Here is a 26,527-nt window from a genome sequence, read left to right as displayed (position 1 = left end):
CATTTATTGACCATCGAGGGAGGGAGTATGCGCAAAGTCGTAAGAAAATCCCCAAGCAAGAAGGAATTGCGCGAGCCGGTGGAAAAGCTTGATCGACTGGAGTTATCCGCGAATCAGCGCCGTTTTCTGCAGGTCCTTGAAAACGGAACCGACGTGACCGAGCCCAACCTGCTCGCCGGCCGTCCTTGAACCCATCAATAAAAAACCGCTCCTGAGGAGCGGTTTTTTATTTCTGAGCCAGCGTCAACCAAACAACCAATACCCCAGCAACGTCAGCACCAACACCGCCAGCACCGGGCGCATTACCCTGTAGGCCTTGGGGTGCCGGCGCTTCCACTGCTTGACCACGCCGCTGAAACGGTCGCTGAAGTTCTTGCTCCAGGCATAAGCCTGGTTGATGCCTCCTACGCGTTCGTCATCCAGATTCTGCGGCGCGGTGGCGCGGCCGAGCCAGCCACTGATGAAGCGATTGATGCGGGTCATCAGGCCGTTGCTCAGCGGGCGTTCGATGTCACAGAACAGAATCACTCGAGTCTGAGCGGTTTCATTCTTGACCCAGTGCACGTAGGTCTCGTCGAACATCACGTCATCGCCGTCGCGCCAGGCGTAAACCTGACCGTCGACGAAGATCCGGCAGTCGTCGGAGTTGGGTGTCGACAGGCCGAGGTGATAACGCAGGGAGCCGGCGAACGGGTCACGGTGCGGATTGAGGTGACTGCCGCCCGGCAGCAGCGCGAACATCGCGCCCTTGACGTTGGGTATGGCACTGACCAGTGCCACGGTTTTCGGGCAAAGAGCTTGGGCCGATGGCAGCGGTTTGTCGTACCACTTCAGATAGAAACGCTTCCAGCCCTTCTTGAAGAACGAACCGAAACCGGCATCGTTGTTTTTCTCGGCGGCGCGAATGTAGCCTTCGTCGAACAGGTGCATAGCTTCGTCGCGAATGGTTTCCCAGTTGTCGCGCAGTACATCCAGCTCCGGAAACTTGCTGCGATCCAGATACGGTCTGGATGGCACTGCGGAAAACAGGTACATCAACGCGTTGTACGGAGCAAACAGTGCGGAGTGGTTGACGAACTGGCGCAATACCGGCAAACGCGCCTTGCCGCGCAAATGCACATAGAGCGTGCTGCCCAGAAACAGCAACAGCACAAACGCCTTGGCGGCAAACGAAACGGTCATCAACGACTCCTTGAATAAAGACAACGCTGCGCAATGCCCTTTTCCCGGCATGGCAGCCGGCCATGATAAACACTACCGGCTCCGGGAAAAACCCGCCTGACACAAGATTCAGTGTTAAGCATTACGCAACAAAGCCTTTATTAACATGCAGCGCCTGAACCCTGGCTGACTTGAATCAACAGGCTTACTGCTGGTTATCCTGCTCGGTAAACAGGTCACTGAACAGCATGCTCGACAGGTAACGCTCACCCGAATCCGGCAGCACCACGACGATGGTTTTACCCTGCATCTCTGGTTTCTCCGCCAGACGCACCGCCACCGCCATGGCAGCACCGCAGGAGATGCCGCACAAAATCCCCTCTTCCTGCATCAGGCGCAAAGCCATGGCCTTGGATTCTTCATCGGTCACCTGCTCGACGCGATCGACCATCGACAGATCAAGGTTCTTCGGCACAAAACCGGCGCCAATGCCCTGAATCTTGTGCGGGCTCGGCTTGATTTCGGCACCGGCCAACGCCTGCGTAATCACCGGCGAAGAAGCGGGCTCGACGGCCACCGACAGAATCGGTTTACCGGCGGTGTTCTTGATATACCGCGAGACACCGGTAATGGTTCCGCCGGTGCCGACGCCAGCCACCAGCACATCCACGGCACCGTCGGTGTCGTTCCAGATTTCCGGGCCGGTGGTCTTCTCATGAATCGCCGGGTTGGCCGGGTTATCGAACTGCGCCGGCATGAAGTATTTGTCGGCATCGCTGGCGACGATTTCCGTAGCTTTCTCGATGGCGCCCTTCATGCCCTTGGCCGGCTCGGTCAATACCAGTTCCGCGCCCAAGGCTTTCAGAACCTTGCGGCGTTCGATGCTCATCGATGCCGGCATGGTCAGCATCAATTTATAGCCACGCGCAGCGGCAACGAAGGCCAGACCGATACCGGTGTTACCGGAAGTCGGCTCGACAATGGTCATGCCCGGCTTGAGTCTGCCGCTGCTTTCGGCGTCCCAGATCATGTTGGCGCCGATTCGGCATTTGACCGAGTAACCGGGGTTGCGCCCCTCGATCTTGGCCAGGATCGTGACCCCGCGCGGCGCGATGCGGTTGATCTGGACCAGCGGCGTATTACCGATGGAATGGGCGTTGTCAGCGTAAATACGGCTCATGGCTGGGTCCTTATGCAGCGTTGAATTCAGCCTTCCAAGGTAAGCCCGTTGCCGATCACAGTCCAGTCGGGTCGAACGTCTGCAAACGCGCGGAGTCAATCGCTTTGAATCGTCAAGCCACACTCTTGAAGGAACAATGGCATGAAACGTCGTTACAGCTGGCCGCTCTGGACCCTGACGGGTGTCGTGGTGCTGCTGGTCGCCCTGCATTTCGCCCTGCCCTATCTGGTACGCGACTACCTCAATGAAAAACTTGCGGACATGGGCGATTACCGCGGCCAGATCACCGATGTCGACCTCGCGCTGTGGCGCGGCGCCTACAAAATCAACGGCCTGAAGATCGTCAAGGTCGACGGCAAAGTACCGGTGCCGTTCGTCGATGCGCCTTTGATCGACCTGTCGGTAAGCTGGCATTCACTGTGGTACGACCATGCCGTGGTCGCGCAGGTGCAATTTCTCAACCCCGAAATCAACTTTGTCGACGGCGGCCCCAACAAACAGAACTCGCAGACCGGTCAGGGCACCGACTGGCGTGAGCAGTTGGGCAAGCTGCTGCCGATCACCCTCGATGAAGTGCAGATCAACGACGGTCGTATCACCTTCCGCAACTTCAATTCCAAGCCGCCGGTGAACATGAACGCCAGCAACGTCAACGCCAGCATCTACAACCTGACCAATGTGGTCGACAAGGAAGGCAAACGCGACGCGCGCTTTGAAGGCAAGGCGTTGCTGCTAGGGCACGCGCCATTGGAAACCACCGCCACCTTCGATCCACTGAGCAACTTCGAAGACTTCGAATTCCGCCTGCGCGCCCGTGACATCGAGCTCAAACGCATGAACGACTTCGCCGCCGCCTACGGCAAATTCGATTTCAACGCCGGCCACGGCGATGTGGTTATCGAAGCCAAGGCAGAGAAAGCCCGACTCACCGGCTACATCAAACCCCTGCTGCGCGACGTCGACGTATTCAACTGGCAGCAAGACGTCGAAAACAAGAACAAAGGCCTGTTCCGCTCAATCTGGGAAGCGCTGGTCGGCGGCACCGAGACCGTGCTGAAAAACCAGAACAAAAACCAGTTCGCCACCCGCGTTGAACTCAGCGGCAATGTTCACCAGCAGAACGTCAACGCCTTTGAAGCGTTTTTGCAGATTTTGCGCAATGGCTTCATCCAGGCATTCAATGCGCGGTACGAACGGCCGAAGCCAGATGAGGATTAAGTTTTGCGGTTGACAAAATATTCGGCCACCCGCCGAGACTGAGTCAACATGTGACGCTCCATTCAGAGACTGAATAAGCCGTCTGCGTTCACAGTCGACCGGCGTGCGCGTTATAGTCGGGCATCCGATTATTTCGCCCCGCCCTGCCCGTAAGGTCAGCGTTACCGTTCGAGGATTTGCAGATGAAGTTCGAAGGCACCCAGGCCTACGTCGCCACCGATGACCTGAAGCTGGCGGTCAACGCCGCCATCACCCTGGAACGGCCGCTGCTGGTCAAGGGTGAACCGGGCACCGGCAAGACCATGCTCGCCGAGCAACTGGCCGAGTCGTTCGGTGCCAAGCTGATCACCTGGCATATCAAATCCACCACCAAGGCCCATCAGGGTCTGTACGAGTACGACGCGGTCAGCCGTTTGCGCGACTCGCAGCTGGGCAATGAAAAAGTCCACGATGTGCGCAATTACCTGAAGAAAGGCAAGCTTTGGGAAGCCTTCGAGTCCGAGGAGCGGGTGATTCTGCTGATCGACGAAATCGACAAGGCCGACATCGAGTTCCCTAATGACCTGTTGCAAGAACTCGACAAGATGGAGTTCTACGTTTACGAAATCGACGAGACCATCAAGGCCAAGAAACGCCCGATCATCATCATTACCTCCAACAACGAGAAAGAGCTGCCGGACGCCTTCCTGCGCCGCTGCTTCTTCCACTACATCGCTTTCCCCGACCGCACTACCCTGCAGAAAATCGTCGATGTGCATTACCCGGACATCAAGAAGGACCTGGTCAGCGAAGCGCTCGATGTGTTCTTCGACGTGCGCAAGGTACCGGGCCTGAAGAAAAAGCCTTCGACGTCCGAGCTGGTCGACTGGCTGAAGCTGTTGATGGCCGACAACATCGGCGAAGCGGTGCTGCGCGAGCGCGATCCGACCAAAGCCATTCCGCCACTGGCAGGTGCACTGGTGAAGAACGAACAGGACGTGCAACTGCTTGAGCGCCTGGCGTTCATGAGCCGGCGCGGCACCCGCTAAGAGGCCGCTGCCATGTTGCTCAACCTGTTCAACGAAATGCGTGCAGCCAAGGTACCGGTATCGGTGCGCGAGCTGCTCGACCTGATCAACGCGCTGAAACAGCGCGTGACCTTCGCCGACATGGACGAGTTCTATTATTTGTCGCGGGCGATTCTGGTGAAGGACGAGCGCCATTTCGACAAGTTCGACCGCGCGTTCGGTGCCTACTTCAATGGCCTGGAGAAACTCGACGATCACTTGCAGGCGCTGATTCCCGAGGACTGGCTGCGCAAGGAATTCGAGCGCTCGCTGAGCGACGAAGAACGCGCGCAGATCCAATCCCTTGGCGGGCTGGACAAGCTCATCGAAGAGTTCAAGAAGCGTCTGGAAGAACAGAAGGAACGCCACGCCGGCGGCAACAAGTGGATTGGCACCGGCGGCACCAGCCCGTTCGGCTCCGGCGGTTTCAACCCTGAAGGCATCCGGGTTGGCGACGCCGGCAAGCGTCAGGGCAAAGCGGTCAAGGTCTGGGATCAGCGCGAGTACAAGAACCTCGACGATTCGGTGGAACTGGGCACACGCAATATTAAGGTCGCCCTGCGTCGTCTGCGCAAGTTCGCCCGTCAGGGTGCGGCGGAAGAACTCGACATCGACGGCACCATCGACCACACCGCCAAGGACGCCGGCCTGCTGAACATCCAGATGCGCCCGGAACGGCGCAACACGGTGAAGCTGCTGCTGTTGTTCGACATCGGCGGCTCGATGGACGCGCACGTGAAAATCTGTGAGGAATTGTTCTCGGCCTGCAAGACCGAGTTCAAGCACCTGGAGTACTTCTACTTCCACAACTTCATCTATGAATCGGTGTGGAAAAACAACATGCGCCGCACTTCCGAGCGCACTTCGACCCAGGATCTGCTGCACAAGTACGGCGCCGACTACAAAGTGATCTTTATCGGTGACGCCGCGATGGCGCCCTACGAAATCACCCAGGCTGGCGGCAGCGTCGAGCACTGGAACGAAGAGCCGGGTTACGTGTGGATGCAGCGCTTCATGGAGAAATACAAGAAGCTCATCTGGATCAATCCGTATCCGAAGGACACGTGGGGCTATACCTCGTCGACCAACATCGTCCGCGATCTGATCGAGGATCAGATGTATCCGCTGACGCTGCGCGGGCTTGAAGAAGGGATGCGGTTTCTTTCCAAATGACGACCTGATCGTTCCCATGCTCCGCGTGGGAATGCATCAAGTCACGCTCTGCGTCACAGGGACGCGGAGCGTCCCGGGCTGCATTCCCACGCGGAGCGTGGGAACGATCAACATCTTCGCCAGCAGGCTTTTAGCGATCTTTGAAGCGCTGCAAATATTCGACATGCTCGCGGTGCGCGACGTCCTGCACCACCGGCCTTAACCTCACCTTCGCTCCCGGCAGGCACTGCGCCAATCGCGCCAGCGCCAGCGGTGTCAACGCACCCAGGCGCGGATAGCCACCAATGGTCTGGCGATCGTTGAGCAACACAATCGGCTGTCCGTCCGGCGGTACCTGCACTGCCCCCAACGGAATCCCTTCGGAAATCATCGGCGCGCCCTGATATTGCAACGCCGCGCCCAACAGGCGGATGCCCATGCGGTCGGCGCGACTGTCGATGGTCCAGGCGCTGTTGAACACATCGAACAGGCTCTGCCCGCTGAACTGGCCGATCTGAGCTCCGAGCACCAAGTCCAAAGGCGCATGCGTTTTGAAATCCGGCCGCAGCGCCGAAGGCATTTCGCGCACCGCTGACGCTTCGCCGCTGTAACCGAGCGCCGCCCCTTTGGCGAGCGGAAGGCCCATGCCATCAAGCCCGCCCAACTCTTCTCGCAGCACCGTGGCACTGCTGCCCAGCACCTTAGGCGCAGTAAACCCACCGGGCGCGGCCAGATATGCCCGTGCGCCAAGCAAAGGCTGGGTGAAGCGCAATGTCTGCCCTTTCGCCAACCGGAAACTGCGCCACGGCGCCAGCGGTTGGCCGTCGATCTGCGCGCCGAGATCCGCTCCTGCCAGCGCCAGCAGGCAATCCTCCTCAGCCACCACGGCAAACCCGCCGAGGGTGATTTCAACCACCGCCGCATCCAGTTCATTACCCAACAGCCAATTGGCCCAGCTCATCGAGCACCAATCCGCCGCGCCGCCCTGGGTCACGCCCAGATGTCGCACGCCAAACCGCCCGGCGTCCTGCAACAGGCACAGCGGCGTGCTGGCTTCGATCGTCAATCGACTCATGCCAGCGCCTCCAGTGGGGTGTCGTCGCCGTCCAAGCGTATGAATTCGGCGTGGTCGACCGCTTCGAAGCGCACCGTGTCGCCGGGTTGCATCAGGCTGTAGCCGTCGCGATGGCGATCGAAGAGTTTTGCCGGGGTGCGCCCGATCAGGTTCCAGCCACCGGGTGAGACCACCGGATACGCTGCGGTCTGCCGCTCGGCGATACCGACGCTGCCGGCGGCGACTTTCTTGCGCGGTGTGTTCAAGCGCGGCGCGGCGAGCATTTCTTCGACCAGGCCCATGAAGGCAAAACCCGGCGCAAAGCCAAGGGCGAACACCTGATATTCCCGTGCGCTGTGGCGACGAATCACCTCCTTCACCGCCAGCCCGCTGCGTTCGGCCAACAGGCTCAGTTCCGGGCCGACACTCAAGTCGTACCAGACCGGCAAGACGTGGCGCTGCCCACCGCTTCGCGCATTCCGCGTCAGATCGACCAGCGCTTCGGCGATCAATTCGCGCGCCTGCGCCGGACTCAACAGCGTCAGATCGTAATGCACCATCAACGTCGTATAGGACGGCACCAGATCGATCAGTTGTGCACCAAACGCCGTGCGCAAGCGCTCGCTGGCGGCGAGCATCCACGGCATGTTGGCTTCGGCGATTTCATCGAACAGACGCAGCATCAGGCAATCCAGCGCCACCACTTCAACCCGTGGATTCATGACGCACTCGACTGCTGCAAGGCCTGGCGAATGCGCTGCACGGCGGCCACGGAACTGGCGTTGTCGCCGTGGACGCACAAGGTGTTGGCGCGCAGGATCAAGGCGCTGCCATCGCTGGCGCTGAGTTCGCCGCCACGGGCGATGGTCAACGCTTGCTCGATGATTTTTTCGGCATCGTGATGCACGGCACCGGGCAATTGCCGGGAGACCAGCCGGCCGGCGCTGTCGTAGGCACGGTCGGCGAACGCTTCAAACCAAAGAGTTACGCCGTATTCATCGCCGATCTGCTGCGCGGCAGCGTTGTCTCGGGTCGCCATCAACATCAGCGGCAGGCTGCGGTCATACGCGGCCACAGCCTGCACCACCGCGCGCAACTGCGCCGGGTTGGCCATCATGTCGTTGTACATCGCGCCGTGGGGTTTGACGTAACTCACACGCCCGCCCTGCGCCTTGCAAATGCCGTCGAGGGCGCCGATCTGGTAATGCAGGATGTCCTGCAGCTCTTGCGCGGAATACGCCATGGAGCGTCGGCCGAATCCGACCAGATCCTGATAGGCCGGGTGCGCGCCAATCTGCACGCCGTGTTCGAGCGCCAGCGCCACGGTTTTGCGCATGGTGCTCGGGTCGCCGGCATGGAAACCACAGGCAACATTGGCGCAATCGATGAAGGGCATGACCTCGGCGTCCAGACCCATGGTCCAGCTGCCGAAGCTCTCGCCAATGTCGCAATTCAATAGCAGGCGGCTCACGGTGAACACTCCTGTAGCTGCTGGTCTTTTTATCTGTAGGAGACTTCTGCGCAGGGTATCAGTTACTGCGCGTCGAGTTGCTTGCCACGGGTTTCCGGCAGGCTCAGCGCCGCCAGAATCACCACGCCGTAAGAAACCGCCGCGAAGGCGCCGATGCCCATGCTCAGCGGCACTTTCTGGCTGAGCAGGCCGATCAGCAGCGGAAACAACGCCGCCAGTGCGCGGCCGATGTTGTAGCAGAAACCCTGACCCGAGCCGCGAATCCGCGTGGGGAACAATTCAGTCAGAAACGCGCCCATGCCGCTGAAAATCCCCGAAGCGAAGAAGCCCAGCGGAAAGCCCAGCCACAGCATCACGCCATTGCTGACCGGCATCTGCGTGTAGAGCAGAACGATGGTGAACGAGCCGACCGCGAACAAAATGAAGTTCTTTTTCCGCCCCAGCAGGTCGGTCAGATACGCGCTGATCACATAGCCGACGTAGGAACCGACGATTACCATCGCCAGATAACCGCCGGTGCCGAGCACGCTCAAACCGCGCTCGTTCTTGAGGAAAGTCGGCAGCCAGGAGGTAATCGCGTAGTAGCCGCCCAGCGCACCGGTGGTCAGCAAGGAAGCGCGAAACGTGGTGAAGAGCATTCCCGGTGCGAAGATCTCGTAGAACTTCGCCGGGTTCTCTGGTTTTTGTGCGGCTTTGGCTTCGCGATAAATCTCAGGATCTTTCACCAGGCGACGGACGAAAATCACGAATATCGCCGGCACGATGCCGAGGATGAACAGCGCGCGCCAGGCATCTTCCGCTGGCAATACCGAGAACAGCAACGCGTACAGAATCGCCGTCAGGCCCCAGCCCAACGCCCAACCGGATTGCACCATGCCCACCGCTTTGCCGCGATCCTTGGCGCGGATCACTTCACCGATCAACACCGCGCCGGCGGTCCATTCACCGCCGAAACCGAAGCCCATCAAGGTGCGGGCGATCAGCAATTGTTCGTAGTTTTGCGCGAAGCCGCAGAGGAAGGTGAAGAAGGCGAACCACAGCACCGTCAGTTGCAGGGTGCGCACGCGGCCGATGCGGTCGGAGAGGATCCCGGCGACCCAACCGCCGATCGCCGAAGCGATCAGGGTACTGGTGTGAATCAGCCCCGCTTCGCCCGTGGTGATGCCCCACATCGCGATCAGCGTCGGCACGACGAAGCTGAGCATCTGCGTGTCCATGCCGTCCAGACCGTAGCCGATCTTGCAGCTCCAGAACGTGCGGCGCTCCTGCTGGTTGATGTTGCGGTACCAGTCGAACGGCCCGGGCCGCGTCACAGGCTTGGATAACGGGAGGGTGTCGGGAGCACTCATGGCAAATCTCCGCAGGGCTTTTATTGGTCTTGTTCGAAGCTCCGACGACGCCTATCGTGGGAACCGGATGCGCCGATTTTTCGTCGCCCTGCCCTGCGCCGTCCAACGAATAAAAACCCGCCTTAGGCATAAGAAAAATTTGTCAGCCGAGCCTTGTCCATGAATCTGAAGTTTCTCGAGACCTTTGTCTGGGTCGCGCGCCTGAAGAGTTTTCGCCTGACCGCCGACAAGCTGTTCACCACCCAGGCGTCGATTTCCAGCCGCATTGCGGTGCTCGAAGGCGAGCTGGGCGTGAAGCTGTTTCTGCGCGATTCACGCGGCGTCAGCCTGACCCCGGAAGGCCTGAAAGTGCTCGATTACGCTGAACAGATGCTCGACACCATGGCGGCGCTGAAGCAGTCGATCGAGACCCGTTCGAGCAAGGTCGGGCGGGTGCGGATCGGCGTGATGGACACGGTGATTCATACATGGCTTAGCCCGCTGGTGGCGCAGATGACCGATCTGTACCCACGGGTGGAAATCGAATTGGTCGCGGATACGGCGCTGAACCTCTGCGATCAGCTGCAAAAAGGCTTTCTCGATCTGGTGTTGCAAACCGATCTGATCCGCCACGAAAGCGTGCGCAGCCTGGAGCTGGCCAGCCATCCGCTGGGCTGGATTGTCGCGAGCAATTCGATCTACAACCGCGACTACGCCGACCTCGCCGAACTGGCGCAGGAGCGGATCATCACCTATTCGAAAAACTCACGACCGCATCAGGATATCGTCGCCCTGATGCAGGCCAACGGCGTCATGGCGCCACGTTTGAATTGCGTGAATTCGGTGTCAGCGATCACCCGGTTATTGCGTGACGGCTTTGGTGTCGGCGCCCTGCCGCCGGTGCTGGTGGCCGAGGAGCTGGCGCGTGGCGAATTGATCTTGCTCGACATCGAGCAGCGGCCGGCGAATCTGCCGGTGGTGGTGTCGTGGCGGGTCGGGGTTGAGTGGGTCGAGGAGATTGTGACGTTGTGTCAGCAGGTGCTAGCGGGGTATGCGCACAAGGTCGGCAAGGACTGCATCACCCTCACTGGATGATTAGTGGCGAGGGGATTTATCCCCGCTCGGCTGCGCAGCAGTCGTGATTGCGGCCAACGCGGTCTTTCAGAGGTACCGCATTTGCAGGTTTTGGGGCTGCTGCGCAGCCCAACGGGGATAAATCCCCTCGCCACAGAACCCACTCACCACAGAACTCATTCACCACAGAGCCCACTCGCCACAGAATCCCCCATGCCATAAGGCCTCTGTTGCCAGAGGGGATTGAGCAGGTTTTACAAACCGCGGACGTCGCGATCTTCGATCGGTCGACTCTGGCGCAGGCGGCGGCCGCCGAGGACGACCCAGTCGATCAGGCGGAACAGGCATTCGACACCGAACGACAGCAGCAACGCGCCGCTCATGCCCCAGATCATCGCCTCTGGCGTCAGCAGGATCTGGTAGCTGTAGCCGTTCCATGTTTCCTTGCGAATGTCCGGATCAGCGGCCAGGACCACTTGCAGGAAGCGCACATACCACGGGCCTTGCATCGCCTGGAATTGCTTGTCCAGCGCGACCTGGCGGGTGAGCAAGGTGTTCAGGCTGTCGGCATCGCTGCGGAAAATCGGGTCTTCGCTGGCCCGGTAATGCGCGACCAGCGCCTGCATATCGCCTTTGAAAAACTGATCGGCGGTGCCTTGGAAACCACGCAGGCCGGTCTGCGCTTCGATCAGATGCGCTTCGACACGCTGGGCGTAATCGTTGATAAACCCCGGGACCTGGACACCGATCAACAGGCCCGCCGCAAACAACACCAGCCGTAGATAACTGAGCAACATGGGTGCAAATCCTTATTCGGTCTTGCCCTGGCTGACGCATTCGCCGCGTCGCCACAGGCTCCATTGGCCCGGTTCGTAGCGGGTCCAGGTTTCGTTTTCGGTCAAAGGCTCGGTGGCAATCACCGTGACCACGTCGTTGGGCGTGGTTTCGGCCTGAAAGTCGACAATCACATCGACATCCTTGAGCCGCGCCGGGCCGAACGGTGCGCGGCGGGTGATCTGAGCCAGTTTGGTCGAGCAGTAACAGAACAGCCAGTCACCGTCGCTGAGCAGGCAATTGAACACGCCTTTGCTGCGATATTCGGCGCACGCTGCGACCAGATCCGGCAGCAGCACTTCGATATCGACCGGCTCGGGGAAGGCTGCGCGTACCCGGTTGAGCAGGTCGCAGAATGCCGCTTCGCTGTCGGTATCGCCGACCGGGCGGTAGAAACTCTTGATCGCAGTGAAGTCGGCGAGCTGGCCGTTGTGCGCGAAACACCAGTTGCGCCCCCACAGTTCGCGGACGAACGGGTGGGTGTTGGACAGGCAGACCTTGCCGACGTTGGCCTGGCGGATGTGGCCGATGACCACTTCGCTCTTGATCGGATAACGCTGCACCAGGTTGGCCACTTCCGACTCGCTGCTCGCTGCCGGGTCCTGAAACAGACGCAAACCACGCCCTTCGTAGAAGGCAATGCCCCAGCCGTCGCGGTGCGGGCCGGTGCGTCCGCCGCGCTGCATCAGGCCGGTGAAGCTGAACACGATGTCAGTCGGCACGTTGGCACTCATGCCCAGTAATTCACACATGTGCGGACTCTCGGGTTACAGACGCGGCTCGACCCGCATGCGCTGCGGATTGTTCGGCACTGGCGGGCGGCCGTAGCGGTCATCACCGGCGCCGCCGAACGGTTGATCATCGTCGCGCTCTTCGGCACGGGCCGCGGCCTTGGCGGCCTCGGCGCGTTCACGCCGCGCTGTCGAGGCGCGCTCGATTGGCAGGCGGATCAAGACGAAAACCAGATACACCCCGAAGGCGATCATGCCGTACATGAACAGATCGGAAACCGCGCGCCAGGCGTTGTTGCCGACCTTGAACAGCATGTCCAGGGCGGTGATGGCGATGGCCGGTGCTACTTTGGCCTTCACCGGATCGACGATGGTCGGGCTGAACAGCAACACCGCCATCAGCACACGCAGCGGCTCGCGCAGCCAGCGCCACATCCAGGTGGTCAGGCGCATCCATACCAGCAGGCAGCCCACGGCGGCAAAGGCGTAAAGGCCCCAGGCGATCAGATAGTCGTTCTCGGTCATGGTGTCCATGGCAAGGCAGGCAAATAGGCGCTTATAGTAACGACTTTTCGCCCATGCGGCTTGTCCCAATACCAGACGGCCAGCAGCCGCCCCTGTGGGAGCGAGCCTGCTCGCGAAAGCGGTGTGTCATTGCAGCAAAAGTCATCTGCCAGGACGCCTTCGCGAGCAAGCTCGCTCCCACAGGGCTCTGCGGCGGTTTCAAAATACGCGAAACCTTTATCCGAATATTGTCCGAGAGCCTCCCATGCCCGAATCCGCCAATGTCATGACTGCCCCGATTGCCCAGCGGGCGCCCGGCGCCGACCCGTATGCCTGGCTGCAGGAGCGCGACACCGACGCGGTGCTCGACTACCTCAAGGCTGAAAACGCTTATCAGGAAGCGCAAACCGCCGATCAGGCCGAACTGCGTGAAAGCCTGTTCAATGAGATCAAGGGGCGGATTCTCGAGACCGATCTGTCCCTGCCCTCGCCTTGGGGCCCGTATCTGTATTACACGCGCACCACCGCCGGTGACGAATACGCCCGGCACTACCGCTGCCCGCGTCCTGCCGACGACAGCCTGACCCTCGATGAAAGCCGCGAACAATTGCTGCTCGACCCGAATGCGCTGGCCGATGGCGGCTTCTTCTCGCTCGGTGCGTTCAGCATCAGCCCCGATCACCAGCGCCTGGCCTACAGCGTCGATACTTCGGGCGACGAGGTCTACACGCTGTTCGTCAAAGAGCTGTCCAACGACAGGGTCAGCGAACTGGAATTCGGGGATTGCGACGGCAGCATGACCTGGGCCAACGACAGCCTGACCCTGTTTTTCGGCGTGCTCGACGACACCCATCGCCCGCATAAACTGTTCCGCTATCGCCTCGATGGCACTGCCGCTGAAGAGGTTTTTCACGAGCCGGATGGGCGGTTCTTCCTGCATTGCTACCGCGCCAGCTCCGAACAGCAGTTGCTGCTGTCGCTGGGCAGCAAGACCACCAGTGAAGTCTGGGCGCTGGACGCCAATCAGCCACATCTGCCATTCAGCTGCCTGGCGCCACGGGTCGAAGATCACGAATACGACGTCGACCACGGCCTGCTCGATGGCGTCTGGACCTGGTTTATCCGCACCAACCGCGACGGCATCAACTTCGCTCTGTATCAGGCCCCGGACACTGGCGTGCCGCCAAGCGAGGCCGACTGGCAGAACCTTATCCCGCACAACGAAGAAGTGATGCTCGACGGTGTCAGCCTCAACGCAGAGGCGATGACCTTGAGCCTGCGCGAAGGTGGTCTGCCGATCATCGAGGTTCACCCGCAGGGCCAGGCGTCGTATCGCGTGCAGTTGCCCGATGCGGCCTACAGTCTGCATGTGCAAAACAGCCTGGAATTCGAGAGCGATCGCATTCGCTTGCGCTACGAAGCGTTGAATCGCCCGGCCCAGGTGCGCCAGTTGATTCTTGCCAGCGGCGAACAAACGGTGCTCAAGGAAACCCCGGTACTCGGCCAATTTGATGCCGACGCCTATGTCAGCCAACGTCTATGGGCCACCGCCCCGGACGGCACGCAAGTGCCGATCAGTCTGGTGATGAAACGCGAGATGGTCGGTAAACCTGTGCCGCTGTATCTGTATGGTTACGGCGCTTACGGTTCCAGCCTCGACCCGTGGTTTTCCCACGCACGCCTGAGCCTGCTTGATCGTGGCATGGCCTTCGCCATCGCCCACGTGCGCGGCGGCGGTGAGCTGGGCGAAGCCTGGTATCGCGCCGGCAAGCAGGAGCACAAACACAACACCTTCAGCGACTTCATCGCCTGCGCCGAGTTTCTGATCCTCAACGGCATCACCACGGCGGAGAAACTGGCGATCAGCGGCGGCAGCGCCGGTGGCCTGCTGATCGGCGCGGTGCTCAACCAGCGCCCGGATCTGTTCGGCGTGGCGATTGCCGAAGTGCCGTTCGTTGACGTGCTCAACACCATGCTCGACCCCGAGCTGCCGCTGACCGTCACCGAATACGACGAATGGGGCAACCCGGAAGAACCGGACGTCTATGATCGGATCAAGGCTTACGCGCCGTACGAAAACGTCACCGCGCAGGCTTATCCGCCACTGCTGGTGATCGCCGGTTACAACGACAGCCGTGTGCAGTATTGGGAGGCGGCCAAGTGGGTGGCGAAATTGCGCGCGACCAAGACCGACGACAATGTGCTGCTGCTCAAGACTGAATTGGGTGCTGGGCATGGCGGCATGAGCGGGCGCTATCAGGGATTACGTGACGTAGCGCTCGAATATGCATTTGTGTTCAAGGTTTTGGGAATTGCCTGAGGAACTCTGTGGGTGGCTTGGGTCTTAACTGCAGACCCTTGTGGCGAGGGGATTTATCCCCGTTGGGCTGCGAAGCGGCCCCAAACCCTGCAAACTCAGTATTCCTGAAGCACCGAGTTGGCAGGATTTGCGACTGCTGCGCAGCCGAGCGGGGATAAATCCCCTCGCCACAAAAGCCCATTCCTACGGGATCCGTGTATAGCCTTGAAATGTGATAACAAAAAGACCGCATCGACATGTCTGAACCGACCTTTCTGAACAACGAAATTCGCGACTGGCTGATGGACTGTGGCCTGTTCGATCAATTGCAACTGGCCGACTTTGCGGCCGCTTCCGGTTACTTCAGCATCAGCACCGTGGCTGAGGGCGAGGCGATTTTTCGCGAGGGTGATGCCGGCAGTTTCATGTGCATCATCCACACCGGCCAGGTCGCCGTGCAGAAAACCGGCGCTGACGGCCAGGTGATCACCATGGCCACCCTGCGCAGCGGCCGGGCCTTCGGTGAAATGGCCGTGCTTGATGGCGAACGCCGTTCGGCCACGTGTATCGCGGCGAGCAATTGTCAGTTGCTCAACCTGGGCAAGGACTCGCTGGAGAAAATGCTCAACGACGCACCGAAAATCGCCGCAAAGATCATCCGCGCCCTCGCCGTCTCGCTGTCCAAACGCCTGCGCATGGCCGACGGCCAACTCGCCGCACAACAGGTTTAACCGCCGGGGGACTTGACCTTGTTGCCGTTCGGCTCGATGCCCGGCACCGGTTGATCCTTGCTCGGCGGGCTGGGCATTTCGATCGGTACCAGCGGCGGGCTGCCACTGCCGGCGCCCGACTTGGGCAGGGTGATCGGGGTGATCTGCGGATACGGCGTCGGCGTCGCAGTGCCGGGCGAACCGGGTTGCGGCGTCGGGCTGACCGGAACGCTCTGCTGGGCCTGCACCGCAGTAATCGCGAGCGCGGCCAGGGTAATGACCGTTAGAATGGTGCGCTTCATCAAGGGCTCCGTTTGGCCTTTAGTCTGTGCTCAGGCTACTCCCAACGCGCCTGCTTGCCTTCCCCCTTGTAGAGATTTCCATGAAACGTTTCGTTCTGCTCGACACCACCCCGATCCCTGAAAACGGCGGTGCCCTGTGCCTGTTCGAGTATGGCGAGGACTTCGTCATCAAAATCCAGGGCGGCGACGGCGGGCAGTTGATGAACACGCGCATGCACGGTTCAGAAGACGCACTGGCCGAGATTCCCTGCCGCAGGGTCGCCGGCCGGCCGAATTCGCGGGTGTTGATCGGCGGCCTGGGCATGGGTTTCACCCTCGCCTCGGCACTCAAGCATCTGGGCAAGTCCGCCGAGGTGGTGGTCGCTGAGCTGGTGCCCGGCGTGGTCGAGTGGAATCGCGGCCCGCTCGGGGAGAAATCCGGTCGGCCATTGCTCGATCCGCGAACGGTGATCCGCATGGAAGATGTGGCCAACGTGCTGCAAAGCGAGCCGAACGGTTTCGACGCGATCATGCTCGACGTCGACAACGGCCCTGAAGGTCTGACCCAGAAGGCCAACAGTTGGCTGTACTCCGCCGCTGGTCTGAATGCCTGCGCCAAGGCCCTGCGCCCCAAAGGCGTGCTCGCGGTGTGGTCGGCCAGCGCCGACCGGCAGTTTTCCGACAAATTGAAGAAGGCCGGTTTCAAGGCCGAAGAAGTCCAGGTCTTCGCCCACGGCAACAAGGGCACCCGCCACACGATCTGGATTGCCGAGAAGCTCAAGGGCTGAGCTAAACTCTGCGCATAACCGTCATCAGTCTTTCTGCAAAGGTGAACCCATGAGTTCGTCCACCCCCACCAACACGTCGAAGCTGGACCGCATCCTCGCCGACAACCAGCGCGACAAGGAAATGGGCTACCGCGACAAGGCCCTGAAGATGTACCCGCACGTCTGCGGCCGCTGCGCCCGTGAATTTTCCGGCAAGCGCCTGAGCGAACTGACCGTGCACCACCGCGACCACAACCATGACAACAACCCGCAGGACGGCTCGAACTGGGAGCTGTTGTGCCTGTATTGCCACGACAACGAACACTCGCGTTATACCGATCAGCAGTATTTCGGCGAAGGCTCGCTGAGCACACCAAAGATCGCCAAGGCCACGCATAATCCGTTTGCGGCCCTCGCTGGCTTGATGAAAAAAGAAGACTGAAGATCTTCATCGCCTGAGCTGGCCCTTTCGCGAGCAGGCTCGCTCCCACAGGGGATGTGGGAGCGAGCCTGCTCGCGAAAGCGGCCTGCCATACACCACAAGTCTCGAATCTGCCCGCCCTCCCCCAATCCCCGTATAATCGCGCTCTTTTTCTCGAAGGCACCCCGCTCGTGGCAGACAAACGGTACAGCTGCATTGGTTTGTATAACCCAAAATCACCGGAGAACGTCGGTTCGGTGATGCGCGCCGCAGGCTGTTACGGCGTGGCGTCGGTGTTCTACACCGGCAAGCGTTATGAACGCGCCGCCGACTTCGTCACCGACACCAAACGCGTGCACTACGACATCCCGCTGATCGGCATCGACGACCTGAAAAAAATCCTTCCGCTCAACTGCGTACCCGTGGCGGTGGAGCTGGTCGACGGCGCCCGGCCGCTGCCCGAATACACCCACCCCGACCGAGCCCTGTACATCTTCGGCCCCGAGGACGGTTCGCTGGATAAAGAGATTCGCGACTGGTGCGAAGACGTCGTGTACATCCCGACCACCGGCTGCATGAACCTCGCCGCCACCGTCAACGTCGTGCTCTACGACCGCATGGCCAAAGGCCTGAACACCCGCTCCGGGCCGAAATTCCGCTGAAGCGTCGCACATTCGATGGAACAAGCTGACCGCCCTGGCAGTCAGCTTATCTATCAATCGCACCCTGCCTGGAGATAGACCATGAGCGAGCTCAAACGCGTAGAACGCATCGAATCCACCCCGTTCCAGTCGCCTTCGCACAAGAACGTGCATGGCTGGGAGCGCGTCGGCTCGTTGACCGGCGGCGTGCTGATGGTCGGCAAGGGCCTGCGCCGTGGCGGCGTGTTCGGCCTGATTCAAGTGGCGCTCGGCGGCATGGCCGTGGCCCGTGGCATTACCGGGCACTGCTCGGCGAAAAGCCTGCTGGAAAAAGGCCGTCAGGACATGAGCAACGTGCGGGCGAAGATCGAACGCGCCGGGGAAGAGCTGAGCAAGCTGAAGACCAATGCCGAAGTGGCTACTGAAACAGCCACTGTGACCGGCAATGATTCGCTGACCTCGCCGAAGGCCGGGGTTTGATCCGGGATCTTCAACGCCGCTGATGGCCTCTTCGCTGGCAAGCCAGCTCCCACAGCAAACCTGTGGGAGCTTGCCAACGATTGCGATATACCTGAAGCGAGAAAATTTCAGCCCGCGCGAAAAATCAGATGATCTTCCCAGTCATCCTCCGGCACGCTGCCTTCGGCAAGCATGCGCCCGGACTGGGAAATCCGCTCATGGTGCACCGCATCGCGGTCGCCACACACCAGGTGATGCCATAACGGCAGATCCTTGCCCTCGCTGACCAGACGATAACCGCAGGTCGGCGGCAGCCATTTGAATTCTTCCGCCTGACCCGGCGTGAGCTGGATGCAGTCCGGGACAAACTTGATCCGGTTCGGATAATCGCTGCACTGGCAGGTTTTCAGATCCAGCAGTTTGCAGGCGATGCGCGTGTAATAGACGCTGTTGTCTTCTTCATCCTCGAGCTTTTGCAGGCAGCACAGACCGCAGCCGTCGCACAGCGATTCCCATTCCTCGTGATCGAGTTGATCGAGGGTTTTGCGTTTCCAGAACGGTTCGACTATGGCGGCCATGGCTCAAGCATCAACATCAAGGTGGTGAAAAGGCCGCCAGTCTAGTGCCAGCGGACGCAAGGGCCAAGCGCTGGCGACTGTCGGTAAATCCGCTTGTCAGCGCCAGCGCCGCCCGCTGAGCAAACTGGTGGCTGCACTTTGAAACCAATGTGAGAGCGAGCCTGCTCGCGAAAGCGCTGTGTCAGACACGCTGTTGTCGACTGACACGCCCTCTTCGCGAGCAGGCTCGCTCCCACAGTGAAGTCGGTGGAGAGTCAGTAACCGCGGGTGAAATCCACCTCGCCACGCAACGCTTCACCCGCCTCATACGCTTTCAGGTTCTGCACAAACAAATCCACCATCAGCGCCGGCGAAGTCGGTGCCGAGCTGTGCCCGGTCAGGAGCAAGCCCCACGCGGTCCAGAACGGATGGCGTTGCGGCAATGGTTCCTGACGACAGACGTCGATCACCGCGCCGGCCAGATGCCCTTCCTTCAAAGCTTCAACCAGATCAGCATCGACCACCGCGACACCGCGTCCAGCGTTGATGAACAGTCCGGTCGGTTTGAATTGCTTGAACAGCGCCGCGTCGTAGATATCGTGGGTGTGTTCGGTGTTCGGCAGCAGATTGACCACGTAATCCACCTCCCCCACCAATCGCGGAAGATCGGCCAGCGCGCCGACTTCGACAAACGGCGCCTGTTCGCGGGCGCTGCTGGCGATACCGTACAGCTCGACGCCGAACGGCCGCAGAAACTGCGCAACGCTCTGGCCGATGTCACCGGTGCCGACGATCAGCACCTTGCGCCCGACCAGACTCTGGCCGCTGCGGTTGTCCCACTTGCGCTCGACCTGACTGACCAGCCGCGCCAGCACTTCGCGTTCGTGGCCGAGGATGTAGGTCAGCACGTATTCGGCCATGACCTGACCGAAAATCCCCACGGCGCGGGTCAGGCGATAGTCGCGGCGCAGGCCGTCCGCGAGCAGCGGCGTGATGCCGGCCCAGGTCGATTGCAGCCATTGCGGTTGATGGCCCTGGCGCAGCAGGGTCGCGAGCAGATCCGGCTGGCCCAGCCACACCGGGCAATCGGCGGCCTGCCGCGCCAGTTCGGCGGAGTCGCCGCTGGTCAGGACTTCAAGCTCGGGCAGTGCCTGACGCAGCAGGCGGGCGTATATCGCGTGGTCGTGTTCAGCAATCAGAACGCGCATCTTCAAACCTTTCGCAAACCGTGCAGACAGCCGCCGGGTTGGGGCCGGCCATCGCGGTAAAAACAGTTCCAGGGTTAACCGAGGCCCAGGACAGGGCCTCGCGGGTCAGACCGGGTCGTTGCGTCGCAGCAACTCTTCGGGCAAGTGCTCGATGTACTCGTCCTCGGCCGGTGGCATCTGCAGGTGATAGCCCTGCTTGTCGAGGTTTTCCAGAACCACGGTGATGTCTTCGCTGGCCAGCTTGCGCTCGGGCGACAGCACCAGATCGAAGGAATGCTTCGCTTTGCCGAAAGCCGTCATCAGCGCATCCGGCACGCGCTCGAGCGCATCGCTCTTGAGCACGTAGAGATACATGCCGCTGCGCTTGGAGCTTTGGTAGATGGAGCAAATACGTTTCAAGGCTGTTCTCCGGCGGTGGCCAGGCTGTCGAGCAGCTTCTGGCCGAGCAATTCGCGGCGCCAGCCACGCAGCGAATCGGGCAATTGGTAAGGACCCTCGGGGAAGCCGCTTTTGACCAGGGCTTCGAGGGTTTTCTTGCGCAGCATCAGTTCCGGGGCAATACCCAGGCGTTCGGCCTCGGCCTGACCCAGCGCGCGCAGTTGTTTGATCAACGCAGCGGCTTCGATCGGCAACGGCTCGGGCACTGCCGGCGGCCATTGATCCGGCCCCACACTGCCAGAGCGCTTGATCAGATCAAGCAGAAACTGCCCGTCCTGACGTACGGTACGCGGGTGCATGTCTTCGATCTTGCCCAGCGCCGCGAGGTTATCCGGCTGCGTGCGGGCCAGGGGCCACAGCGAATGTTCCCGGACGATGCGGTTGCGCGGCAGGTCGCGGGCGCGGGCTTCTTTTTCGCGCCAGGCGCACAGTTCACGCAGCACGGCCAGTTGCGCACGGGACAGCTTCCACGCCAGTTTCGCCTCGCGATAGACCTCGTACGGATCGGTCTCGCGGCGCAGGTTGGCAACCAGTTCGGCGCCATCCTCCAGCACCCAGGCGAACTTGTCGGCGGACAGTTTGGGGCGTAACTCGACGAACACCTCGGCCAGATGCACGGCGTCTTCGGCGGCATAGCTGATCTGGGTTTCGGACAGCGGACGCTGCAACCAGTCGGAGCGGGTCTCGCCCTTGGGCAGGTCGATGCCGAGCACTTCCTGCACCAGTCGCGAATAGCCCATCGAAAAACCGAGGTTCAGGTAAGCGGCGGCCAGTTGCGTGTCGAACAACGGCGCCGGCAGGCTGCCGGTCAGGCGCAACAGCACTTCGAGGTCTTCGCTGCAGGCGTGCAGGACTTTGAGCACCGCCGGGTTTTCCAGCAACGCGGCCAGCGGTTGCCAGGCGTTGATGGTCAGCGGATCGATCAGGTAGGCGCGTTTGCCGTCACCGATCTGCAACAGGCCGGCAATCGGGTAGAAGGTGTCGACCCGCATGAATTCGGTGTCGAGGGCAACGAACGGCAGCTGCTGCCACTCGGCGCAAAACTGCGCGAGGCTTTCGTTGTCGCGAATCCAGTGAATATCGATAGCCACACGGCTCTCCCTTGAAGAATGGCGCGCAGTATATATCGCCACCGACGATTTACGCGCCTTTGAAGGGCAAGAGCTGTAAGGAAATGTCTTGCCTGTCAGCAAGAATAGTCTGACAGCAGAAACAGAAAGGCCCGTCGCATTGGCGCGACGGGCAGGAAACACTTCACTGCTTGGCCAACACGCCGTCGATCACCGCGCCGCGACAACCGGCAAACATGTCCAGCGCCGGCTGATACACGCTGCTGCGCACTTCCAGCAGGCCGAGCATCGAGTGAAACAGATTGTCCTGGCTCAGCGGTTTGTCCCGGCTCAGTTGCAGGCAATGGGTGTCGACCGAATAGGCCTTCTGATAGCTGTCAGAGAACCACGCCAGCATCGCTACATGCTTCTGTTGCTCGGGCGCCAGCATGTACGGCGTGCCGTGCAGAAACAGGTTGTACTCGCCCAGCGACTCGCCGTGGTCCGACAGATAGAGCATGGCGGTGTCGACTTTGTCCTGATTGCTGCGCAGCACATCGATCAGGCTCGCCAGCACATGGTCGGTGTAGAACAGCGTGTTGTCGTAACCGTTGACGATACTTTCGCGGCTGCAATTGTTCAGCGCGTTACTTTCACAGACCGGAGTGAAGTGTTCGTACTCCTTGGGATAACGCTTGAAGTAGTCCGGGCCATGACTGCCCATCTGGTGCAGAACCAGCACGGTATCCTTGTCCAGATGATCGATGAAACTTTGCAGGCCTTGCAGGAGAATTTCATCGCGACATTCGCTGTTGGCGCATAACGCAGGGTCCTGCAACTTGCTGACATCCTGCACCGTGACGCGGTCGCAAGTGCCTTTGCAGCCGGACTGGTTATCGCGCCAGATCACATCGATGCCGGCACGCTTGAGCACATCGAGCAAGCCTTCTTCATTCTTGGCCTTGCTGGCGTTGTAATCCTTGCGACCCATATTGGAGAACATGCACGGTACCGAAACTGCGGTTTCCGTGCCGCAGGAATGCACGTCAGTAAAAGCGATCAGGCCAGCCTCTTTGTCCAGTTGCGGGGTGGTGTCGCGGTCATAACCGAGAATGCCGAAGTTCTGCGCCCGCGCACTCTCCCCCACCACCAGCACCGTGAGGGATTTGCGTGGCTGTAGCTGCAGGTCGGGATTGCGCTGGGCATCTTCGCCGATCTTGATGAACGGCTGCTGCGCCGAGACCACTTGCTCTTGCAGATAGCCAATGGATGCGCCGATGTAATTGCTCGGCACCAGCATCAGGCGAATTTCGTGGTGATTGCGAAACAGCGACGACAAGCCTTGGTAGTTGGCCAATGCGACAACACCGATCACCGCCGCCGAGGCAACACTGACAATAACTTTGCTGAACAACTCACGATGCCAGCGGCGATAATTGACCGGTACTTTCCACAACAACAAACACGGCAAAATACCCAGCAAGAGAATATAAGCAAACAACTTCAACGAGAGCAGATCGCGCACTTCCGTGACGTTGGTCTCGGCAAAGTTGCGCAACATGCCGGCATCGATCATCACGCCATATTGGCTCATGAAATAAGCCACGCCGGCGCTGACTAAAAACAACAGGGTCAACAGTGGTTTAAGCAGTGGCCGGAAAGCGAATAACGTCAGCACGATATTGAACGCGGCAAAGATCATCACAGCGAAGGCCACGCGCATGGCGATGCCCTTGCCATCGGCGGCGGTGATCTCGAAGAAATGTTGCCAAAGCACCAGATTGAAACCGAGCAATAAAAAGGCGCTGGCAAACAACGTCACCCATTCCGGGCGCACGGCTTTTAACTTCAACATGATGAGTGACTGTTCCTGAAAGAAGAGCCTCGTCGATTGTGAAAATTTCATTCACCGAGGCATGCCAAACTTTAGGCAGCCATGGATCAATTTTTCGTGAAAAAGATGCTAATGATTAGTTGCCTCGGAGTACGAACGTGAAAGTTTGCGAGTATTTGAGAATGGTTCAGGTTTTATTCAGTTTCAGGCACTTCGCAATGTCCTCTGTGGGAGCGAGCCTGCTCGCGAAAGCGCAGTGTCAGCAAATGAATGTCTGTCTGGAGGAACGCATTCGCGAGCAGGCTCACTCCTACATCGGGACAGGGGTGTTATCGAGTTTTTAGGTCTGGCCCGGGGTTTTCTGATTTGCCGATGCGCGCGACGCGACGCCTAATCATCAGCCTCCCCACTCAAAGGCCTGCTGATGAATCACACCCGCCCCGCCGCTTGGCTGATGCTCGCGATCATCCTTGTCGCACTTAATCTGCGCCCCTCAATGGCAGCCATCGGGCCGCTGCTGTCGGCGATCCGTGGCGATATACCGTTGAGCTTCACGCTTGCCTCTCTGCTGACGATGCTGCCGGTGATGGCCATGGGACTGGCGATGTTTTTCGGCCTGAGCATCAGCCAGCGCCTGGGCGACCGACGCACGGTGCTGCTGTCGCTGTTGATCATCGGGCTGGCGAGCGTGTCACGGCTGTTTATCGATTCGGCGATCGAGCTGATCGTCAGCGCGATGCTGGCCGGCATTGGCATAGCCCTGATTCAGGCATTGATGCCGGCGCTGATCAAATCGCGCTTTGCTGACAACGTGGCGTTATGCATGGGCATCTATGTGACTTCGATCATGGGCGGCGCGGCGATTGCCGCCTCGTTCGCGCCGCTGGTGATGGTACAGGCCGGCAGTTGGCGCGTTGGGTTGGCCGTTTGGGCAGGGCTTGCGTTGCTCGCCTTATTGGTCTGGTGCTTGCAGCCCGCGCCAGCCATATCAAGGGTGACCCGGCGGGAGTCTTTCATCAGCCGCCCTCGCGCCTGGCTGCTGGCGATTTTCTTTGGCCTCGGTACGGCGTCCTACACCTGCGTCCTCGCCTGGCTCGCCCCGTATTACGTGGAAAAAGGCTGGAGTGAACAGAACGCCGGGCTGCTGTTGGGTTTTCTTACAGCGATGGAGGTCATTTCCGGCCTGGCAGTGCCGGCGATCGCCAATCGCAGCCGTGACCGGCGTGGGATATTGGCGGTTCTGCTGTTGCTGATCATCGGCGGTTTCTGCGGGCTGATACTCGTCCCGCAATATTTGGCCCTGCTGTGGCCTTGTCTGTTGGGCCTGGGGATTGGCGGTCTGTTTCCGATGAGCCTGATCGTAGCGCTTGATCACTGCGACGAGCCGCAGCGTGCCGGTGGCCTGACCGCGTTTGTACAGGGGATCGGTTATCTGATCGCCGGCCTCTCGCCGCTGTTGGCAGGGATGATTCGCGATCGGCTGGGCAATTTCGAAGGCGCGTGGTGGGCGTTGACGGCGGTGATGGTGATCATGCTGCTGATGGTGATGCGCTTCGACCCTCGCCACTACGCGCGCCACTTGCCTCGCCCGGGCTAGAGGCCTCTGGCCATCTTTTGCGCACGAGATTGGCAACGTCGTGTTGCTAAAAGTTTCTGTCCCACATGTGTCCGTGAAATGTCCTACAAGGGTTTCTCCTGGCACCATCGTTCCGTTAGGATCGTACGCACACGTTTGCGCGAATTCTGCGCAAGGGGGCACAGCGAGACGGAACTCATGCTGAACAGTAATTTGCTTCGCAAGCTCGACATGCAGGACTTGATGGTATTCGTCGCCGTGTACGAGCAGAGCAGTGTCACCGATGTCTCGGAAACCCTGTTCGTCAGCCAGTCCACCGTCAGTTATTGCCTGAAGAAACTGCGCACCAGTTTCGAAGACGAACTGTTCATCAACACCCGCACCGGCATGCGCCCGACCTACAAAGCCTGCAGCATGTACGGCCATGTGCAGAAAATCCTCGAAAGCATCAACCTCTGCCACGCCGGTGCCCCGGCCTTCGACCCGAGTCGGCAGGCGGTGACTTTCAACATTTGCGCACCGGAATACTTCGAGCAATTGATTCTGCCGCGACTGTTGAAGCGCTTCGACTTCGATGACTTGCCGGTGATGGTCAACATGCACAAGTTTGAAACCGACGTTCCGGCCGAAGAGTTGCGCGACGGCAGCCTCGACCTGGTGATCAGTTTCGGCCCGCACTTTCACCGCCAGCATGCAGATCTGAAATCACGGATGCTGCTGGAAGATGATCTGGTCTGCGTCTTCGACAAACGCGCCACGCCACTGGAGCCGCGCCTGAGCCTGCAAGCATTCACCGAACGTCGGCATGTGTTCCCGACGCCATGGACATCAAGCACCAACATGGTCGACGGCTGGTTGGCGCGGCAGGCGCAGAAACGTCAGATTGTCGCGCGCTCGAACAGCTACAGCGCCGCGTTGAAGATGATCACCGGCACCGATTTCATCCTCACCCTGCCCCGGCGTATCCAGCGTTTGCTGACCAACGATGCGGTGTTCAACCACTGCGAGGCACCCAATGGCTTGCCGGGTTTCACCCTCGACATGCAGTGGAGCCAGAACGCCGATCAGGACAGCGCCAACGTCTGGCTGCGCGAGCAGGTGATTCAGGTGTGCAGCGAGCTGGAAAACGCCTGAGCGTCAGACGCCGATCGCGGCTTTGCTGTAGGACTCGCGATCGATGTCGAGCAGTTCGACACACAGTTGCACTTCGAGCCCGGCCGGCCATTCGCAGAGTTCCTGCAACACCGCCAACAGGCTTTGCGAGAGCTGCTTCTTGATCTCCGCCGAGCGCCCGCTGAGCAAGGCCAGTTTCACATGGACGAAGGCGCGCTCGCCCTGCGCCGTGCCGACCTTGAAGTTGTCGATCTTGATCGCGCGGCTCTTGATGTCGAACTCCGCGCCGAACTGACCGGAACCAACGAGCGTGTTGTTGAGCCGGATCAGGGCGATGTCAGCGTTCAACTGCGTCAGGTTGGCGGTGTATTCCATGTGCAGATGTGGCATTGCGGATCTCCAGTCGGCGGATGCGGGGGCG

At 60.2% G+C, this 26,527-nt stretch carries 29 protein-coding genes; 13 read left to right on the top strand and 16 right to left on the bottom strand.

Annotation, left to right across the window (positions count from 1 at the left end):
- The first annotated feature begins 27 nt into the window (after positions 1-27).
- The gene (locus OK411_RS08265) at positions 28-189 is read left to right on the top strand and encodes a hypothetical protein (RefSeq protein WP_016771212.1); all 162 of its coding nucleotides are present in this window, start codon (positions 28-30) and stop codon (positions 187-189) included.
- 54 nt (positions 190-243) lie between these two features.
- Here the strand turns inward: OK411_RS08265 and OK411_RS08260 are convergent, their stop codons facing one another.
- Both OK411_RS08260 and cysK read right to left on the bottom strand, forming a co-directional pair.
- Positions 244-1,182, bottom strand: coding sequence for an aspartyl/asparaginyl beta-hydroxylase domain-containing protein (locus OK411_RS08260; protein WP_264364718.1), 939 nt, complete (start codon positions 1,180-1,182; stop codon positions 244-246).
- A 184-nt stretch (positions 1,183-1,366) separates the two neighbouring features.
- Complete coding sequence (gene cysK / locus OK411_RS08255) at positions 1,367-2,341, bottom strand: cysteine synthase A (protein WP_264364717.1); 975 nt, start codon at positions 2,339-2,341, stop codon at positions 1,367-1,369.
- A 141-nt stretch (positions 2,342-2,482) separates the two neighbouring features.
- Between cysK and OK411_RS08250 the strand changes: the two genes are divergently transcribed.
- The 3 genes from OK411_RS08250 to OK411_RS08240 all read left to right on the top strand — a co-directional run bounded on the left by OK411_RS08250 (position 2,483) and on the right by OK411_RS08240 (position 5,778).
- Positions 2,483-3,559 (top strand): DUF748 domain-containing protein, encoded by a 1,077-nt coding sequence (locus OK411_RS08250; protein WP_264364716.1) that lies wholly within the window; start codon positions 2,483-2,485, stop codon positions 3,557-3,559.
- Between the two features lie 182 nt (positions 3,560-3,741).
- Positions 3,742-4,587 carry an AAA family ATPase gene (locus tag OK411_RS08245; protein ID WP_007911294.1) on the top strand — a complete coding sequence of 282 codons (846 nt, stop codon included), beginning with the start codon at positions 3,742-3,744 and terminating at the stop codon, positions 4,585-4,587.
- 12 nt (positions 4,588-4,599) lie between these two features.
- A complete protein-coding gene (locus OK411_RS08240) occupies positions 4,600-5,778 on the top strand; it encodes a vWA domain-containing protein (RefSeq protein ID WP_016771218.1) in 1,179 nt (392 codons plus the stop codon).
- A gap of 130 nt (positions 5,779-5,908) precedes the next feature.
- On the opposite strand, the gene OK411_RS08235 is transcribed toward OK411_RS08240, so the two are convergent.
- The 4 genes from OK411_RS08235 to OK411_RS08220 all read right to left on the bottom strand — a co-directional run bounded on the left by OK411_RS08235 (position 5,909) and on the right by OK411_RS08220 (position 9,631).
- Complete coding sequence (locus OK411_RS08235) at positions 5,909-6,832, bottom strand: biotin-dependent carboxyltransferase family protein (RefSeq protein WP_264364715.1); 924 nt, start codon at positions 6,830-6,832, stop codon at positions 5,909-5,911.
- On the bottom strand, positions 6,829-7,533 hold the full coding sequence (gene pxpB / locus OK411_RS08230; RefSeq protein ID WP_264364714.1) for a 5-oxoprolinase subunit PxpB: 705 nt from the start codon (positions 7,531-7,533) through the stop codon (positions 6,829-6,831). Before pxpB ends, OK411_RS08235 begins: the two co-directional genes overlap by 4 nt.
- On the bottom strand, positions 7,530-8,282 hold the full coding sequence (locus OK411_RS08225; protein WP_264364713.1) for a 5-oxoprolinase subunit PxpA: 753 nt from the start codon (positions 8,280-8,282) through the stop codon (positions 7,530-7,532). Before OK411_RS08225 ends, pxpB begins: the two co-directional genes overlap by 4 nt.
- A gap of 62 nt (positions 8,283-8,344) precedes the next feature.
- Entirely contained in the window at positions 8,345-9,631 is a 1,287-nt protein-coding gene (locus OK411_RS08220) for an MFS transporter (protein ID WP_136492153.1), read from the bottom strand.
- Positions 9,632-9,790: 159 nt separating this feature from the next.
- On the opposite strand from OK411_RS08220, the gene OK411_RS08215 reads away from it, so the two are divergent.
- Complete coding sequence (locus OK411_RS08215; protein WP_264364712.1) at positions 9,791-10,705, top strand: LysR family transcriptional regulator; 915 nt, start codon at positions 9,791-9,793, stop codon at positions 10,703-10,705.
- A 233-nt stretch (positions 10,706-10,938) separates the two neighbouring features.
- On the opposite strand, the gene OK411_RS08210 is transcribed toward OK411_RS08215, so the two are convergent.
- The 3 genes from OK411_RS08210 to OK411_RS08200 are packed head-to-tail and all read right to left on the bottom strand — an operon-like array spanning position 10,939 to position 12,783.
- Positions 10,939-11,481: a DUF2937 family protein gene (locus OK411_RS08210; protein ID WP_024012023.1), complete on the bottom strand. Its 543-nt coding sequence runs from the start codon at positions 11,479-11,481 to the stop codon at positions 10,939-10,941.
- Between the two features lie 12 nt (positions 11,482-11,493).
- Complete coding sequence (locus tag OK411_RS08205) at positions 11,494-12,270, bottom strand: class II glutamine amidotransferase (RefSeq protein WP_041478844.1); 777 nt, start codon at positions 12,268-12,270, stop codon at positions 11,494-11,496.
- Positions 12,271-12,285: 15 nt separating this feature from the next.
- On the bottom strand, positions 12,286-12,783 hold the full coding sequence (locus tag OK411_RS08200) for a hypothetical protein (protein ID WP_016771225.1): 498 nt from the start codon (positions 12,781-12,783) through the stop codon (positions 12,286-12,288).
- Positions 12,784-13,018: 235 nt separating this feature from the next.
- Between OK411_RS08200 and OK411_RS08195 the strand changes: the two genes are divergently transcribed.
- Both OK411_RS08195 and OK411_RS08190 read left to right on the top strand, forming a co-directional pair.
- Positions 13,019-15,073 (top strand): S9 family peptidase, encoded by a 2,055-nt coding sequence (locus OK411_RS08195; RefSeq protein ID WP_264364711.1) that lies wholly within the window; start codon positions 13,019-13,021, stop codon positions 15,071-15,073.
- 236 nt (positions 15,074-15,309) lie between these two features.
- Positions 15,310-15,783 carry a cyclic nucleotide-binding domain-containing protein gene (locus OK411_RS08190; RefSeq protein ID WP_016771227.1) on the top strand — a complete coding sequence of 158 codons (474 nt, stop codon included), beginning with the start codon at positions 15,310-15,312 and terminating at the stop codon, positions 15,781-15,783.
- Here OK411_RS08190 and OK411_RS08185 read toward each other — a convergent pair.
- Entirely contained in the window at positions 15,780-16,064 is a 285-nt protein-coding gene (locus OK411_RS08185) for a hypothetical protein (RefSeq protein ID WP_016771228.1), read from the bottom strand. The two genes, OK411_RS08190 and OK411_RS08185, sit on opposite strands and share 4 nt — an antisense overlap.
- An 80-nt stretch (positions 16,065-16,144) precedes the next feature.
- On the opposite strand from OK411_RS08185, the gene OK411_RS08180 reads away from it, so the two are divergent.
- The 4 genes from OK411_RS08180 (at position 16,145) to OK411_RS08165 (ending at position 18,352) form a co-directional block, all read left to right on the top strand.
- Complete coding sequence (locus OK411_RS08180; protein ID WP_258711193.1) at positions 16,145-16,831, top strand: spermidine synthase; 687 nt, start codon at positions 16,145-16,147, stop codon at positions 16,829-16,831.
- A 49-nt stretch (positions 16,832-16,880) separates the two neighbouring features.
- The gene (locus tag OK411_RS08175; RefSeq protein WP_007944009.1) at positions 16,881-17,252 is read left to right on the top strand and encodes a YajD family HNH nuclease; all 372 of its coding nucleotides are present in this window, start codon (positions 16,881-16,883) and stop codon (positions 17,250-17,252) included.
- A 170-nt stretch (positions 17,253-17,422) separates the two neighbouring features.
- A complete protein-coding gene (locus OK411_RS08170; RefSeq protein ID WP_046816778.1) occupies positions 17,423-17,893 on the top strand; it encodes an RNA methyltransferase in 471 nt (156 codons plus the stop codon).
- Between the two features lie 81 nt (positions 17,894-17,974).
- Entirely contained in the window at positions 17,975-18,352 is a 378-nt protein-coding gene (locus OK411_RS08165; protein ID WP_110645006.1) for a DUF2892 domain-containing protein, read from the top strand.
- 107 nt (positions 18,353-18,459) lie between these two features.
- Here the strand turns inward: OK411_RS08165 and OK411_RS08160 are convergent, their stop codons facing one another.
- From OK411_RS08160 to OK411_RS08140, 5 genes are all read right to left on the bottom strand, one after another.
- A complete protein-coding gene (locus tag OK411_RS08160) occupies positions 18,460-18,909 on the bottom strand; it encodes a YcgN family cysteine cluster protein (protein ID WP_016771232.1) in 450 nt (149 codons plus the stop codon).
- 254 nt (positions 18,910-19,163) lie between these two features.
- Positions 19,164-20,096, bottom strand: coding sequence for a D-2-hydroxyacid dehydrogenase (locus tag OK411_RS08155; protein WP_073472920.1), 933 nt, complete (start codon positions 20,094-20,096; stop codon positions 19,164-19,166).
- 105 nt (positions 20,097-20,201) lie between these two features.
- A complete protein-coding gene (locus tag OK411_RS08150) occupies positions 20,202-20,495 on the bottom strand; it encodes a YcgL domain-containing protein (RefSeq protein ID WP_016771234.1) in 294 nt (97 codons plus the stop codon).
- Positions 20,492-21,625, bottom strand: coding sequence for a ribonuclease D (rnd, locus tag OK411_RS08145; protein ID WP_071174688.1), 1,134 nt, complete (start codon positions 21,623-21,625; stop codon positions 20,492-20,494). The genes OK411_RS08150 and rnd overlap by 4 nt, the downstream gene beginning before the upstream one ends.
- Before the next feature lie 163 nt (positions 21,626-21,788).
- A complete protein-coding gene (locus tag OK411_RS08140) occupies positions 21,789-23,438 on the bottom strand; it encodes a phosphoethanolamine transferase (protein ID WP_264364710.1) in 1,650 nt (549 codons plus the stop codon).
- 403 nt (positions 23,439-23,841) lie between these two features.
- Here OK411_RS08140 and OK411_RS08135 point away from each other — a divergent pair, with 403 nt between their 5' ends.
- Positions 23,842-25,014 (top strand): cyanate transporter, encoded by a 1,173-nt coding sequence (locus OK411_RS08135; RefSeq protein ID WP_264364709.1) that lies wholly within the window; start codon positions 23,842-23,844, stop codon positions 25,012-25,014.
- Between the two features lie 177 nt (positions 25,015-25,191).
- On the top strand, positions 25,192-26,127 hold the full coding sequence (locus OK411_RS08130) for a LysR family transcriptional regulator (RefSeq protein ID WP_024012014.1): 936 nt from the start codon (positions 25,192-25,194) through the stop codon (positions 26,125-26,127).
- A 3-nt stretch (positions 26,128-26,130) separates the two neighbouring features.
- Here the strand turns inward: OK411_RS08130 and OK411_RS08125 are convergent, their stop codons facing one another.
- Positions 26,131-26,496 (bottom strand): 5-carboxymethyl-2-hydroxymuconate Delta-isomerase, encoded by a 366-nt coding sequence (locus OK411_RS08125; protein WP_016771238.1) that lies wholly within the window; start codon positions 26,494-26,496, stop codon positions 26,131-26,133.
- Positions 26,497-26,527: the final 31 nt, after the last annotated feature.

Origin of the sequence: Pseudomonas sp. RG1 (assembly GCF_025910115.1) — a bacterium.
Classification (GTDB): Bacteria; Pseudomonadota; Gammaproteobacteria; order Pseudomonadales; family Pseudomonadaceae; genus Aquipseudomonas; species Aquipseudomonas atacamensis.
This window is presented reverse-complemented; position numbering and strand designations above follow the sequence as displayed.